The organism is Chitinophaga sancti, assembly GCF_034424315.1.
GTDB classification, from domain to species: domain Bacteria; phylum Bacteroidota; class Bacteroidia; order Chitinophagales; family Chitinophagaceae; genus Chitinophaga; species Chitinophaga sancti.
Genome location: NZ_CP139972.1, coordinates 4821533 through 4836553, shown reverse-complemented (window position 1 = coordinate 4836553; position 15021 = coordinate 4821533). Strand labels below are relative to the sequence as shown.

At 39.8% G+C, this 15021-nt stretch carries 14 protein-coding genes; 6 read left to right on the top strand and 8 right to left on the bottom strand.

Annotated features, from left to right (window positions below; translation table 11 throughout):
* Positions 1–49: 49 nt before the first annotated feature.
* From U0033_RS18635 to U0033_RS18625, 3 genes are all read right to left on the bottom strand, one after another.
* A complete protein-coding gene (locus U0033_RS18635) occupies positions 50–253 on the bottom strand; it encodes a hypothetical protein (protein WP_322518459.1) in 204 nt (67 codons plus the stop codon).
* Positions 254–380: 127 nt separating this feature from the next.
* The gene (locus U0033_RS18630; protein ID WP_326980837.1) at positions 381–1586 is read right to left on the bottom strand and encodes an IS4 family transposase; all 1206 of its coding nucleotides are present in this window, start codon (positions 1584–1586) and stop codon (positions 381–383) included.
* 404 nt (positions 1587–1990) lie between these two features.
* Positions 1991–2353 (bottom strand): Fic family protein, encoded by a 363-nt coding sequence (locus tag U0033_RS18625; protein WP_322518461.1) that lies wholly within the window; start codon positions 2351–2353, stop codon positions 1991–1993.
* 17 nt (positions 2354–2370) lie between these two features.
* Here U0033_RS18625 and U0033_RS18620 point away from each other — a divergent pair, with 17 nt between their 5' ends.
* Both U0033_RS18620 and U0033_RS18615 read left to right on the top strand, forming a co-directional pair.
* Positions 2371–2655, top strand: coding sequence for a transposase (locus U0033_RS18620; protein WP_072366656.1), 285 nt, complete (start codon positions 2371–2373; stop codon positions 2653–2655).
* 26 nt (positions 2656–2681) lie between these two features.
* Positions 2682–3497, top strand: coding sequence for an IS3 family transposase (locus tag U0033_RS18615; protein WP_322518462.1), 816 nt, complete (start codon positions 2682–2684; stop codon positions 3495–3497).
* A 156-nt stretch (positions 3498–3653) separates the two neighbouring features.
* On the opposite strand, the gene U0033_RS18610 is transcribed toward U0033_RS18615, so the two are convergent.
* The 3 genes from U0033_RS18610 to U0033_RS18600 form a co-directional block, all read right to left on the bottom strand.
* A complete protein-coding gene (locus tag U0033_RS18610; RefSeq protein WP_072366791.1) occupies positions 3654–4085 on the bottom strand; it encodes a hypothetical protein in 432 nt (143 codons plus the stop codon).
* A gap of 229 nt (positions 4086–4314) precedes the next feature.
* Positions 4315–5562, bottom strand: coding sequence for a type II toxin-antitoxin system HipA family toxin (locus U0033_RS18605; RefSeq protein ID WP_072366789.1), 1248 nt, complete (start codon positions 5560–5562; stop codon positions 4315–4317).
* Positions 5563–5567: 5 nt separating this feature from the next.
* Complete coding sequence (locus tag U0033_RS18600) at positions 5568–5864, bottom strand: helix-turn-helix domain-containing protein (RefSeq protein WP_072366793.1); 297 nt, start codon at positions 5862–5864, stop codon at positions 5568–5570.
* A gap of 1243 nt (positions 5865–7107) precedes the next feature.
* Here U0033_RS18600 and ltrA (U0033_RS18595) point away from each other — a divergent pair.
* From ltrA (U0033_RS18595) to ltrA (U0033_RS18580), 4 genes are all read left to right on the top strand, one after another.
* Positions 7108–8385, top strand: a complete 1278-nt coding sequence (gene ltrA, locus U0033_RS18595; RefSeq protein WP_322518463.1) for a group II intron reverse transcriptase/maturase — start codon at positions 7108–7110, stop codon at positions 8383–8385.
* Between the two features lie 304 nt (positions 8386–8689).
* Positions 8690–9322 carry a hypothetical protein gene (locus tag U0033_RS18590; RefSeq protein WP_072366832.1) on the top strand — a complete coding sequence of 211 codons (633 nt, stop codon included), beginning with the start codon at positions 8690–8692 and terminating at the stop codon, positions 9320–9322.
* Positions 9323–9713: 391 nt separating this feature from the next.
* Positions 9714–10469, top strand: a complete 756-nt coding sequence (locus tag U0033_RS18585; protein ID WP_322518464.1) for an IS5 family transposase — start codon at positions 9714–9716, stop codon at positions 10467–10469.
* Between the two features lie 697 nt (positions 10470–11166).
* Positions 11167–12444 carry a group II intron reverse transcriptase/maturase gene (gene ltrA, locus U0033_RS18580; protein WP_322518441.1) on the top strand — a complete coding sequence of 426 codons (1278 nt, stop codon included), beginning with the start codon at positions 11167–11169 and terminating at the stop codon, positions 12442–12444.
* Here the strand turns inward: ltrA (U0033_RS18580) and U0033_RS18575 are convergent.
* Entirely contained in the window at positions 12423–13256 is an 834-nt protein-coding gene (locus U0033_RS18575; protein WP_143150897.1) for a hypothetical protein, read from the bottom strand. The genes ltrA (U0033_RS18580) and U0033_RS18575 overlap by 22 nt on opposite strands.
* A 289-nt stretch (positions 13257–13545) precedes the next feature.
* On the bottom strand, positions 13546–14589 hold the full coding sequence (locus U0033_RS18570) for a virulence RhuM family protein (protein ID WP_072364466.1): 1044 nt from the start codon (positions 14587–14589) through the stop codon (positions 13546–13548).
* Positions 14590–15021: the final 432 nt, after the last annotated feature.

Sequence of the window (15021 nt, the reverse complement as noted above, 5' to 3'; positions counted from 1 at the left end):
AGCAAAAAACAAGCCACATCATATTGATTAACAATGTTTTATTACTATATCAGCAGACCCTATTTAAATTTTCAATGTGTTGATAAAGGAAATTCTTTGTTGCATCATCTGCATATTGATCTACATAATGCATAAGATCATTATGAACACCAGAAAATCGCCCCTTTTCATGGTAAAACTTAATTTGCTTAATTAGCTCATTCAGCGAGCCATTCTTTCTGTGCTCTTCAAAATAATTAAAATCCATAGCCATTCTTTATATTTTTAGTCATTGTTGTCCGGGTAACTCCGGGGTAAAATATTCCTGTATGCTTTGCAGTCAAGGCATACAGGGTTAAAATTTAATGTTGCGATTTCAAGGGGAGCTCCCCTCTATTTAATTACGTGGAAAAGGCAAATGACGCATTATGTGTTTTCCTCCATGCTTTATAAGTGTCTTTTATAAACTCAAGCAGGTCCACATAACTCATTAAATGCAATCGGATTACGGTAATCATATTCGCAAATGATTTTTTAGTAGCCGCCTTTTTCCGGATCACGACCATTAGCAACTGAGCGATTAGTACACAATAGACCTGCATTTTGATAGCATTATCACTTTCTCCCCAAAAGTATCGTAATGGGAAGTTCTGCTTAATCTGCTTAAAGAGCAGCTCTATCATCCATCGATTTTTATAGATAGTAGCTATCTTGGATGCCGGTAAAGTAAAATCATTGGTTATATAAATATATCTTTTCCCATCTTTGGCTTTATAAATAACCCGTCGCAGCTTTAGCCGTTCAGTCACAGTTCCATTTGTTTTAATACCCACTGTGATATATTGCTCTTTTATAACGCCAATGGCTTGCTTTTTCTTCGTTTTATCCACCAGCACTTTTGTTACATGAAATACAGCATTGTCTTTCATTCGGCTAACGAACCACACCTTTTGAGCAGTCCATTTGGCAAAATGGTGATATGTATTATATGCCTTATCAAAAACTATCCAACTACCTTCCTTCAACTTCAGGTGATACAGGAACTTACGGTCATGCTCTTTGGCAGGGGTAATCCTCACAAACTCTGTGACTCCGCTAAATGCATCCATTAGGGTATGTACTTTGATGCCTCCCTTTTTCCGGGAACCGTCCAATCGGTTACGGCCTACGCCTTGTAGTATCTCACTGAACAATGAAATCGTTGTACTATCAATGATTTTCAAATTCCGAATACTTAACCCTTTCAGTCGGCTGTCCGATATAAATGAGTTATATTTCTTCAGTAATCCATAATAAATCGTTTCAAAGACCAGGTACTTTCGGTTGGTATTGGCATCCGAAAGGGTACTTCTAGCAGGAGCCTTGTCAAGACCGAGATGGGCTAGTTTCCCTTCACAGGCCAGCATGCCCTCACAAATTTCCCGAAGTCCATTGCAATAGCTAAATACACCATATAGCAGGCTAACCAGGTGGATCCGCAGTGGCAAACGCTTATAATATCGGTTTGCCTGATGTTTTCGATTAGCAGATTGTATTAACCCGGTAGGTATTAATTCTAATATTTGTGACAAAACCGGGTGTCCGGGAAATTTTCTATCTTTATCCAAGTTTATGTTTTGAGTGTGGTAACCCAAAATTATAAACTATTGGGGCGTAATTGCCCCTTTTTTATTTTTATACCTTTATTTTACCCGGACAAGAGTGATTTTTAGTAGGTAATTAATCCCATCCTTACGAAGTAGGTCGTCCTATTATAAGGCTTAGTATCTGAATTTGGAACACAGCTTTTTCACCCTCCTGAGGTATTCAACAAATTTAAATGAGCAAGGTGGCTATTCAATATGCTTAAGCCGATGTCTTGTATTTTTCCTGCTACCCTCTTGTTCAAGGATATTCTTTTTAACCCGATCCTCAATGTCCCTCAATGCATTATCAGTAGATGTTTTGTCCTTTTAGCCAACTTGGACACACTCAGATTCCCAAAGAAGTTATCCAAGAGTACTTGCAACATTTATCGTTTTCGAACATTGAAGGTTGTATTATGATGACTTCCTAGGAAATGATTACGTTCTATAATTTTATCTATAGTTTGATTAGTACGATCCATCGATCTATATAGAAAATTTAAGAACCACTCCAGCCATATTGTGATATCTAAGTCTCCCGTCTGTGTTTTTTCAAATGCATCATAATACTCGTTATGCTCTTTTGGGATTTGGGTAGCCATTGAATAAAAATGCCGTTTATTCTGATCCGCACGAGCTAACAACATCTCTGCGATAGCTCCCGCAATATGACCATTTCCATCATCAAAAGTATGAATAGTATAATGGTACCCGAAATTTGGACCGGTAATTAAGATTGTAAAAAACATCTTAAATTGCCAAAATAATGACAAAGCAAAGCAGAAGAAAATTCACTGGAGACTTCAAGGCGAAAGTAGTCATGGAAGCCTTAAAAGAGCGTAGTACAGTTGAAGAACTAGCTAAGAAGTATGATTTGCATCCCACACAAATCAATACATGGAAACGAGAGGCGGCAGCCAAACTTGCCAGTGCGTTTGATTCAGAATCTGGAAACAAACAACAGGAACAACAAGCTGATCAACTGGAGAAATTGTATGCACAGATAGGTCAGCTTAAAGTTGAGAATGACTTCCTGAAAAAAAAATTGTAACCAGGTCATTATCCAGCCGTCGTTCCATGCTTGAACCAAATCATCCATACCTTAGTATTCGCCGTCAATGTGAGCTTTTAAAGCTGCACAGGAGTGGTTTGTATTATGTTCCTGTATCGGAGACAAGCGAGAATCTGGAAATAATGCGCATTCTTGACGCGCAATACTTTCTGACACCTTTCTATGGGGAACGTCGATTGATGGCTTTATTGCGTCTAAAAGGGTATAATATTAACAGAAAGAGAATAAGACGTCTGATGAAATTGGTAAACTGGAACACACTATTCCAGGAACCCAACACCAGTAAGCCGGATAAATCTCACAAAATATATCCTTACCTGCTCAAAGGCATCGATATCAATAAAGCTAACCAGGTTTGGTGTTGCGACATTACATATATTCCGATGAAAAAGGGCTTCATGTATTTATGCGCCATTATTGATGTACATACCCGCTACGTAGTCAACTGGGGCATAAGTAATACCATGAATGCAGAGTGGTGCAGAGATATTGCAGATGTTGCAATTTTGAAACACGGTAAGCCGGAAATATTTAATACAGATCAGGGCAGTCAGTTCACCAGCGAAGTGTTTACCGGTCTGTTAAAAGAACATGAAATCAAAATAAGCATGGACGGGAAAGGTCGGGCACTGGATAATATATGGATCGAACGACTGTGGAGGAGTGTTAAATATGAGCACATTTACCTGAACGTACACGAAGATGGTCTTTCGCTCTATCAGGGGCTGAAAGGATATTTTAATTTTTATAATCGTACGCGTGTGCATCAATCATTGGATTATTCAACCCCAATAGAAGCCTATATGGCCAAAGCCGCATAATCCCCTGCCGGGGGCTTGTGCCAAATGATTCACAGGGCAAAGCCCAGTAAATCATTTAACACTTAAAAGCTTAAAAGGAACGATTACCGGTCCTAAGACTGGGGACCACCATATAGTAACAACCCATTGATATGCAATGGCAGTCATTATGATTTGTCAGTTGAAGAGTCGGTTAATTATAGCATTTTGAACAAAGGGGAGATATTCTTCATAGATGGTTGACGCCCTAATTGCAGTTAGCTTACCAATTTCTTCTGGGATTACTATTTGAAACTCCTCCGTATTAACCCATCTAACTTGAATAACAGGGTCAATTACAGGCATTGGATCAGCTGCAAAAATTCTATTAAAAACATTTTGAATAATCGGATGAGTAACTATACCTATTCCTTTAACTCTAATTATTCTCGACCCCGGCTGATTGCTTTTTAAATAGATTATATCTCCAGCCTTTAGGTAAGCGAGCGATAAATAAACATCTTGTGCATCATCGTGGCTCCATCCAATTTCATAATTTCCATTCTCAAAAAATGATTCTCTTTGTTCAACATTGCCATCCCAAACAGAACCAACTCCAAAAATAGCCATGCTAAATATGTTTTAAGGTTAGAGATTGATACGAATATAGGATTTTCCAACCGTTACTTAATATCAATCTTCTCTTCGGCTATACCTGTAGCTTTTCAAAGGTTAATGAAAAAGGTTATCAGTTAATCCTAATTGGGAATGGTTGAATTGTATGTTCTTATTCTATCCTGTGATGAAGGTAAAACAGGTATTTAAGGGTCGAAATATGACGATTCTATTGATTACAAGTTTACATTAATTCGGTACTAAATGCCGGCACCATCTGTTGTATTTGCGATCGGGGTATTCCAATTCCCTTTGCATCCTGTTCCCAATTACTAACAACGCTGGTTACCTCTGTTAAAATTCTGGTCATTTCAGTTTGCCCTAATTGGAAATAATCTCCGACTTGAAAAGCAAGTTTATAGTTCAATGTGTTATCATCCAAATCGACATTCAATGCAAGACCATTTTTGTCGATTGATGGATTTAAGTCATATGCCGGAGAAAGTCGCCAGCCTGCGTCAGTCAGAATGAAACCATGATTACGGAGATGATCATCCGTATTAGATACACTCATATTGAAAACAATTCGCCGCCAAAGCTGATGAAGGTCCTCCATCGGAGCTGCTCCCTGATATTGAATAAACTCTGCAATTTCAAGGTAACTGGAAGTTTTGTCACGAAGTAACTGTTCTGTATATCCCAACATTGTCATTGCCGAAGTAAAATGAATGCGATCAGCACCTTCCCGATCAAATCGTTTTGTTAAGAATGTCTTATATGGTCCATAAATTTGCTCTACTTTGCAATCTGACATTTTTATACCAGATTTCACAGCTAGACGGTATGTAAGATATTCCCAGGCTGCTTTATCAATTGTATCATTCTTTGCCGGGAATTTAGCGATCCAGAGTTGCCCTTTTTCATCAATGATATTGGCTTTGGGCCTTGCCCCACCTAATGAAGAGCCAGGCGCAATTAATAATTCAAGCCATTCATTACTAACTTCTTCATCTGTCTCAAATTTTTCTGCACTTTGCTGCAGCTCACGAATATGTGCCCATGGGGGAATGGGCTTTTCATTATCGTTATTCAAAAAAGGTCCATCAGGATGAAGTTTGAAGCGCAATGCTCCCATTCTTGTAAAGTCACTAACCTGGAGGAGATAGTCCAAATCGGTTAAACGTGGTCGGTGCTCATTTTTTTCTCTTACTGATTGTGCTGCTTTTCTCTGCATTAATCTTCTACCCCAGGTGTCTGGCATAGAATCTACAAACACACCAAAATTCTCCTTTTCTATTGGATATTGTGTGCCCGTATACCATCCTATTTCCGGATCCAGCAACAACTGCTCTGCAGACTCAAGCCAGTCCTTATGGTATTTAAAACTGAATTGTTGCCCCGTTTTACCTAAATCTGCGGAAAGCGAACCAATGAGCTTAGGTTGAGCCATGCCTTTCCAATGTGCATATACCCAAATATCAGTTTTGGCCATATTAATTAGTTCTTATTCAGTAATCTCAAATCCTGTAGTTTTCTTCCAATAGGATCCTCTTCCAGCAATTTTGTTATTTCATTCTGAAGACCCAGGACTCTTAATACATTTATAAACGCGCCAATGGAAACGGAAGGGCTTCCTTGCTCTATCGCTCTTAGTGTGCCCCTATCAATAGCTGCACGCTCTGCAACTTGAGTAGCAGTTAATTTACGACGTTTCCTTGCAAGCGCTATCCTGTTACCAAAATCTTCCAGTAGAATCTGCTGCTTAGGAAAAAGAATATGCTTTTTTGACTTCATTTTGATGCATATTTTCATCGAAAATACAAATATTGAAGAAAATATTCCCAATTTTAGTTTAATATAAAATTAGAATTGAGGTATAACTGACTAATGTTTTCCGCAAAAGCGCGTCATTTGGTGGAAATATTCACCATAAATACGGTTTAATAGTACATAATATTGAAATTGATAGCTTGATTCCCGTCAATCGAAACAGGAGCAATCTTGCTTTGGAGTTAGCGTAAAATCAGAATAGATGAGTACACAACAGTTTTATATAACCTGAGTTCAATAGCTTGTTTCGCTAATAAAAACATATATTTTAGATAAATCTTCCACAAATCGGTTCGAAAGTTGTCCCCGGTAGCCAGCTAAATAAACTGTATAGTTTAGCAAAATACTAGGGGCCTTCAGATGAGAAATCTGGAGGCTTTTTTGATTTTGGGGCTGTTCGAGATGGAAATATCTTGTTGGGTTAGAATGATCTGAGAACAAAATTGGCCAGTCATACCATGAATGATTTTTGACTGTAACAGGTCCGGGGGGGGCGAATGCCTCGTTCTCCGCTAAATAAACCGGGAGGTTTAGCAGAAGATTGAAGGCCTTCAGATGAATAATCTGGAGGCCTTTTTGATGTGCGCCAGGCATGGTTATAAGCTCTAGGGTGTAAGTCCTGAATGAGCGTTGCAGTACGTATCATTAGCCAAAGGCAAGGGTGTCGTGGGTGACCACGAATCTGAAGGAAGCTGGCGGCAAACATTCGAGCCCACGAATAGAAACGGTATACAAGGCAAGGCATGGTGGGTGATGTCGCATCACAGACAAAAGCCCTATACTGTACGGAACCATGTTGTGTAAATACCGGGGCTACATGAATGGAAAGCGTATAACCTTACCCTGGGAGATCTGCTGGCAATCCGGCAGAGGTATGAGAGAATACCGAAGCGGAAACAGAAGTCAGAATAAAGAATGGCTTCAAGGTGCCATCAGAAGTCAGCCGAGGTCATAGTAAGCCGGCAACGAGCTGCATCCCGAAACGAAGGCAAATGCAGAAGTCTCACAAAAGGAAGAAGGACCGAATGTTAGAATGGCGAAAATGAACAAGCCGTTTATGAGCGAGGCGATTACAACGGAAGAACACTGGAAAACTACCTGTGCGAGGATAAGCCGGAAGCTGAAAGTAAAACACAGGAGGAGTTGAGCCTCACCATGCAACCAATGGGAGTGACGCCGGGATGATTTTTTTTTTCAAAGTAATAGTATGCTGGAAGAAATATTAGATATCCGCAATGTACAAAAAGCCTTTAAGCAGGTAACTGCCAATAAAGGAGCGGGCGGTATAGATGGTATGCAGACCGATGAACTTCGTGACTACCTGAATACGAACTGGCAGACGTTGCGGACCAGTATTTTAGAAGGCACATACGGCCCCCAGGCAGTTAAGAAAGTAGAAATAGACAAGGAAAATGGCGGCGGTAAAAGAATGTTGGGAATACCTACTGTAATCGACAGGCTAATTACCCAGTCAATATCCCAATGGCTAAGCCCACAGTATGAAGGGGAGTTTTCCAATTATAGCTATGGGTTTAGAGAAAACCGGAACGCTCATCAGGCATTGTATCAGGCACAAACAAACCTGAACGACGGCTATGAATGGGTAGTGGAGTTGGACTTAGACAAGTTTTTCGATCGGGTGAACCATGACCGGCTAATGTCGCTTCTGGCCCAAAAGATAGCTGACAAGAGGACACTGAAACTACTGCGCTCATACCTGAATTGCGGAATGATGGAAAATGGGGTTGTGATAGCACGTAAGGAAGGCACCCCTCAAGGCAGCCCGCTATCCCCCCTGATGAGCAACATTGTTTTAAACGAACTGGACAAAGAGTTAGAGGCAAGAAGCCACCGGTTTGTACGGTATTGCGATGACTGTAGCATCTATGTGAAAAGTGAAAAGTCAGCGACGCGCGTGCTGTCAACAATCACCGAGTTCATAGAAAAGAAGCTAAAGCAAAAAGTAAACCGTACAAAAAGTAAAGTGAGCCGTCCGATAGAGAGTACGCTTCTGGGTTTCTCTTTTTATCGAAGAGAGAAAGGGTGGGCAGTGCGCATTGCATCTAAATCGCTGAAAAAGATTAAAGAGAAGATGAAGGATCAAACGCAGCGTAAAGCCCCCGGCAAAGTGAAAGACAAGATAAAGAAGATGGAGTCCATAATAGTTGGTTGGGTGAATTACTTTCGGATAGCCACGGCCAAAAGCAGAATGGAAGAACTGGACAGGTTGGTAAGAACACGTCTAAGAATGGGAATATGGAAACAATGGAAAAGGCCATCAACACGGTGGAAAAACCTGAAAAGGTTGGGAATTAATGTGGGTAAAGCTTATGAGTGGAGCAACAGTCGTAAGGGCTACTGCCGCATTGCAAACAGTGCAATACTGCACCGAGCCTTGAACAACGGCTACTTTACTAAACAAGGGTATGTAGGGTTCGCTAATCACTATTACTGGAAAACAATTCACCAAACTAAGTTATTCTGACAAACCGCCGTATACCGGTCGGTACGTACGGTGGTGTGAGAGGACAGAAAGCCGGTATGACCGGCTTTCTTCCTACTCGATTTTGAGATCGAATTTGGTGGTCATGACTTAGATGATTTCAACTGTAACAGGTCCGGGGGGCGAATCCCTCTTTCTCCGCAAGCTTTAAAGCCTTCAAGTCGAAAGATTTGGAGGCTTTTGTATTTGGCCTTTCTTCTCACATAAATCGAAAATTTCTTCTATACTGAGAATTCATTAAATTACCTATATTAACAGTGTTTAATTTACTCCAAATATTCCATTCATGAATCCTTCGAAAACGCAAGTCCATTTGAGGAAGCAAAGAATTGAGCTGGAAAACAAGCTGATTGAAGTACAAATACGAGAAAAAGAAAAAGCACTAGCCTCTAAACAGAGAATCAACCAATCTTTATTAATAGCAGTGATAGGAGCGATAATTGGCATTCTGGGAACACTTATCAATACCATAATCCAACATAATAATGAAATACAACTTGAAAAGCAGAAACTAAATTCCTCACTTATTCTTAAGGCGATTGAAAGCAATGACAATTTGCAAAGCATTTCGACTCTAAAATTTCTATTAGCATTAAATCTTATTTCGGACGAAGGAGACTCTCTTAAACGAATGCTGTCTGATCCTGATAATTTTAGAAATATTCCGGCTCTATTAGCAAATCGATCTTTCATTACTATCACCGATTCTACTGGTAAAAGACTTGAAGATGTTGACGTATTTTACAACAAGATTTTTATAGGAAAAACAAGCAAGAATGGACAAGTGACCGCGGTTATTTCAAAAGTAAATCCTTCTGTTGGTGATATTGAAGTATTAAAAGGAGGAATAGAATATAGTTATGTCGATATTTTTACAAATGCATCAGACAGTATTACATTAAGGGTAATTCCAAGGTGAATATTTTGATAATCTCTCCTCCCTGATCTTGAGTATAAATTATTTATTCGGATGCTTAATCATAAATAGATTCCTCAAAATTCAGGTTGCGCATAATTTGCCAATTGTACGATGAGTCTACTAATTGCCTTTGGAAACAATATTGTAAGTGTTAAAAAAAATCTAAAGAAGGCACAGGTGTCGTAGATTAATTTCTAATATAGGGAAACAGTATTCCGTAAATCTAGCAATGAATTTTACTAAGGTATTTGTGAATCTTAGATAAATCTTCCAAATACTGGTTCGAACTTCGTTCCCGCCGTCCCTCTAAGAGTATGTTTAAAATTCTGATGGGCTAAAATTAGGAAAGTACGAATCGATCAATTAGTTTGGATTTACCACAAAACAAACTATGAGAACGAAGTTCACATTATTGACCGATTCGCACTGGAAAAGTATAGAAAAAATATTAACGGACAAAAGAAAGCGTAAATATAGCCTTCGAACTATCTTCAATGCTATATTATGGATTTGCAGAACAGGTAGTCAATGGCGTAATCTAAGCAGTGATTTCCCTTACTGGCAGATAGTTTATTATTATTTCAATAAATGGAAAAAAGCAGGTGTGCTGGAACAGGTGATGTTAAAAATGGTTAGAAAAGAGCGGATAGATCAGGGGCGAAATTATGCACCATCTGTCAGTGCTATCGATAGCCAAAGTATAAAGAAAACTGGATTCGTAAGTATAGAAACCGGGATCGATGGCGGTAAGCATATCAATGGTCGAAAAAGGCATCTTGCTGTTGATAGCTTAGGATTACCAATTGCGATAAGTGTCAGCGGCGCAAATATTCATGACTCAATTGGCGGTTTTGATTTGCTGTGGAAAATTGAAAAGGTTAGTCATAGGATGAAACTGATTCGTACAGATAAAGCATACCAGGGAGAGTTTAGCGATATGGTTGAGAATTATTACAAATGGAAGATGGAAATAACTCAGAAACCGCCGACAGTAAAGGGTTTTGTGCCACAGAAAGGTAGATGGCAGGTTGAACGATCATTCGCTTGGCTCAATAACTTCAGAAGATTGTCGAAGGATTATGAAAGGCTACCTGAATCATCTGTGGCTTTCATCCAGGTAGCATTCATTAGTATACTTCTAAAATAAGTAGAATTAGTTTTTAAACATACTCTAAGAAATTAAAAGCCTTCAGATGTGATCTGAAGGCTTTTTGTTGTGCGCCAGGCATGGTTATAAGCTCTAAGGTGTAAGTCCTGAATGAGCGTTGCAGTACGTATCATTAGCCAAAGGCAAGGGTGTCGTGGGTGACCACGAATCTGAAGGAAGCCGGCGGCAAACATTCGAGCCCACGAACAGAAATGGTATACAAGGCAAGGCATGGTGGGCGATGTCGCATCACAGACAAAAGCCCTATACTGCACGGAACCATGTTGTGTAAATACCGGGGCTACATGAATGGAAAGCGTATAACCTTACCCTGGGAGATCTGCTGGCAATCCGGCAGAGGTATGAGAGAATACCGAAGCGGAAACAGAAGTCAGCATAAAGAATGGCTTCAAGGTGCCATCAGAAGTCAGCCGAGGTCATAGTAAGCCGGCAACGAGCTGCATCCCGAAACGAAGGCAAAAGCAGAAGTCTCACAAAAGGAAGAAGGACCGAATGTTAGAATGGCGAAAATGAACAAGCCGTTTATGAGCGAGGCGATTACAACGGAAGAACACTGGAAAACTACCTGTGCGAGGATAAGCCGGAAGCTGAAAGTAAAACACAGGAGGAGTTGAGCCTCATCATGCAATCAATGGGAGTGACGCCGGGATGATTTTTTTTTTTTCAAAGTAATAGTATGCTGGAAGAAATATTAGATATCCGCAATGTACAAAAAGCCTTTAAGCAGGTAACTGCCAATAAAGGAGCGGGGGGTATAGATGGTATGCAGACCGATGAACTTCGTGACTACCTGAATACGAACTGGCAGACGTTGCGGACCAGTATTTTAGAAGGCAGGTACGGCCCCCAGGCAGTTAAGAAAGTAGAAATAGACAAGGAAAATGGCGGCGGTAAAAGAATGTTGGGAATACCTACTGTAATCGACAGGCTAATTACCCAGTCAATATCCCAATGGCTAAGCCCACAGTATGAAGGAGAGTTTTCCAATTATAGCTATGGGTTTAGAGAAAACCGGAACGCTCATCAGGCATTGTATCAGGCACAAACAAACCTGAACGACGGCTATGAATGGGTAGTGGAGTTGGACTTAGACAAGTTTTTCGATCGGGTGAACCATGACCGGCTAATGTCGCTTCTGGCCCAAAAGATAGCTGACAAGAGGACGCTGAAACTACTTCGCTCATACCTGAATTGCGGGATGATGGAAAATGGGGTTGTGATAGAACGTAAGGAAGGCACTCCTCAAGGCAGCCCTCTCTCCCCCCTGCTGAGCAACATTGTTTTAAACGAACTGGACAAAGAGTTAGAGGCAAGAAGCCACCGGTTTGTACGGTATTGCGATGACTGTAGCATCTACGTGAAAAGTGAAAAGTCAGCGACGCGCGTGCTGTCAACAATCACTGAGTTCATAGAAAAGAAGCTAAAGCTAAAAGTAAACCGTACAAAAAGTAAAGTGAGCCGTCCGATAGAGAGTACGCTTCTGGGTTTCTCTTTTTATCGAAGAGAGAAAGGGTGGGCAGTGCGCATTGCATCTAAATCGCTGAGAAAGATTAAAGAGAAGATGAAGGATCAAACGCAGCGTAAAGCCCCCGGCAAAGTGAAAGACAAGATAAAGAAGATGGAGGCCATAATAGTAGGTTGGGTGAATTACTTTCGGATAGCCACGGCCAAAAGCAGAATGGAAGAACTGGACAGGTTGGTAAGAACACGTCTAAGAATGGGAATATGGAAACAATGGAAAAGGCCATCAACACGGTGGAAAAACCTGAAAATGTTGGGAATTAATGTGGGTAAAGCTTATGAGTGGAGCAACAGTCGTAAAGGCTACTGCCGCATTGCAAACAGTGCAATACTGCACCGAGCCTTGAACAACGACTACTTTACTAAACAAGGGTATGTAGGGTTCGCCAATCACTATTACTGGAAAACAACTCACCAAACTAAGTTATTCTGACAAACCGCCGTATACCGGTCGGTACGTACGGTGGTGTGAGAGGACAGAAAGCCGGCATGACCGGCTTTCTTCCTACTCGATTGATTATATTCAAGCCCTTCAATGACGCGCAATAAACTATCATTTATATATTCCTTAAAAATATTAGAATATATCTGAGCAACAGCATTGCTGCGCCCCAAGGCCAACCGACAAGGTATAGCATGTTTTCCATTAAAATGACCAACTTTAGAGATAATTAACTCCCCCGGCATTAAATAGATATTAGGCTGTCCCGTGCCACAGATCCACTCCTCACACAATTTCTTATTCACCTTTACCCATTGTCCACGGCTATTCAGCATCTCTCTGTGCATTTGGCTCACACAGAAGGTAATCCCCAATGACACCGCTGTATCGTACAGATTACGTATTATGACCGTTGAAGCATGATAGTAACGGTTTGAGTCACAATAATGGTCAATGAATCCTTCTTTATTAAGATATTCCACCGGTTCGCATGCAGGAAATGAAGTATCGACTTGTACGGATACATTAGATGTTGAATATCTGAAAATGCAATATGCTGGGTATTCTTTGAACCTACATTCCCCGCGCCGCCAGTAACGCGTTCCAATATTTATAGTATCTTTTGAAGGCCCAAGGTAATAGATAGGAAAACCATCATCCTCAAAAGATTGTAAATACTCATTGGCACTACGGGAAGTATCTTCCAGTATAAATCCTCCTGTATGAGAGAAAGTGACCGGTAGAGGCTTGCGGAAGCAAGAGGAAACCAGCAGTATAAATGAAAGCATAACTCCTGTTCGCATAATCTTTGTATATAGATGTTAGACAGGAATTATTCCATAATGATATCAATTTGATCAATCAGGAGATATTAACGCCATTTTATTCATTTCACCAATAAAATCAAGCATTTTAAATAAATCATCCGTAAACCGGTTCGAAAGTTGTTCCACGCAGCCAGTAAAATAAAGAAGCCTTCAAGTCGTGAGATTTGAAGGCTTTTTTGAGGAAACTCGAAACCGACACTCATGATTTTTAGCTGATAAATTTGATTTTTATAACTATAGATATAATTCAACAGGCAGACATTAATCAGACATTCTTTTTTCGTCCTTTAGCGGAAGATGTCGTAATCTTTAAAATCTCTTTATCAAAATCGCTCTCAAAATTTTCGTCCTGTATTATCCTAAACTTCTGGTATTCTTCACCGGCTAATTTAATAGCGACTACATGGCTTACTTTGCCTGCATCCTTTAGTATCTCATATTCGTTAAATTGCAGGAAGGCATCCAAACGACTTATCCAATCTGTCATTTTCATAGAAATCTGCCTCGATGCCTGTAACTCAGCAAAGTCAAGATACATAGTTACAATACGTTCCAGTTCCTTAATTTCCTTTTCAATTAGATAATTCTTCGCAACACTGATATCTGTTTTAAGTATCTTACCGGACGGCGCATTTTTCCATGTTTGCAACCCCATATTGGGCTTGTCAGCATTAGCCCGCTCCGCAATAATTTGAGCAGCTGTTTTACCAGTAATAGCCCAATGTAATTTATTCTGTACAGTCTTGAAGAAGGTTTGTGTTATTTCAGAACCCTTGCTATAGTCGATACTGCATTGTTCATATATATCGGTTATTTTGAGATAAAATCTACGTTCACTTGCCCGTATCTCGCGAATACGTTCCAATAGTTCGTCAAAATAATCTTTGCCAAATGATTTTCCTTGTTTCAAGCGTTCATCATCTAACACAAAACCCTTAACGATAAATTCTCTCAGATTCCTGGTAGCCCAAATTCTAAATTGAGTAGCCTGCATTGAATTTACCCTGTAGCCGACAGCTATTATTGCATCCAGGTTGTAAAATTCCAATTTACGTTTTACCTGCCTTCCCCCTTCCTGTTGAACCGTTTCCAAAATGGAAATAGTTGACCCTTTATCAAGCTCTCCCGACTCATATATATTATTCAGATGCTTACTAATGGCAGGTACTTCTACTGCAAACAATTCAGCCATCCGTTTTTGAGTAAGCCAAAATGTTTCATCATTAAATATTACTTCTATTCTTATATCTCCTGCAGGTGTACTGTAGAAAATAATGTCGTTATATTGAAATGAATTTTCGTTTTCCATTTAAAATGATATCGTATAATTAGGTTGTGTTTTTGGCCAATATGATAATTTAAGACATTGATTTACAACTCCAAAAATCATCTTCTTTTACTTCACTTTATGAAGTTATTTTATTGGTAGCTGATTAGCAAATCAAATGTTGAAGCATCCATGTCAGGCCACTTTGAATGAAATCCGGCAGGTTCGTTTTGCACACTTAAGTTCAACAAAACTCAACTCAAAACTAAGAGGTAACAAGGCGGTCGAGTATTCCACAATTATCAATAACTAGTTTCAGAATGAATAATATCTCTAATGAAACGGTGAATTTTAGATAAATCTCCTACAAACAAGTTCGAAACTTGTTCCCTCCGCCCCGCTAAATAAACCGAGCGGTTCTACAAAATATTAAAGGCTTTCAGATGAATAATCTGAAAGCCTTTAATATTTTGT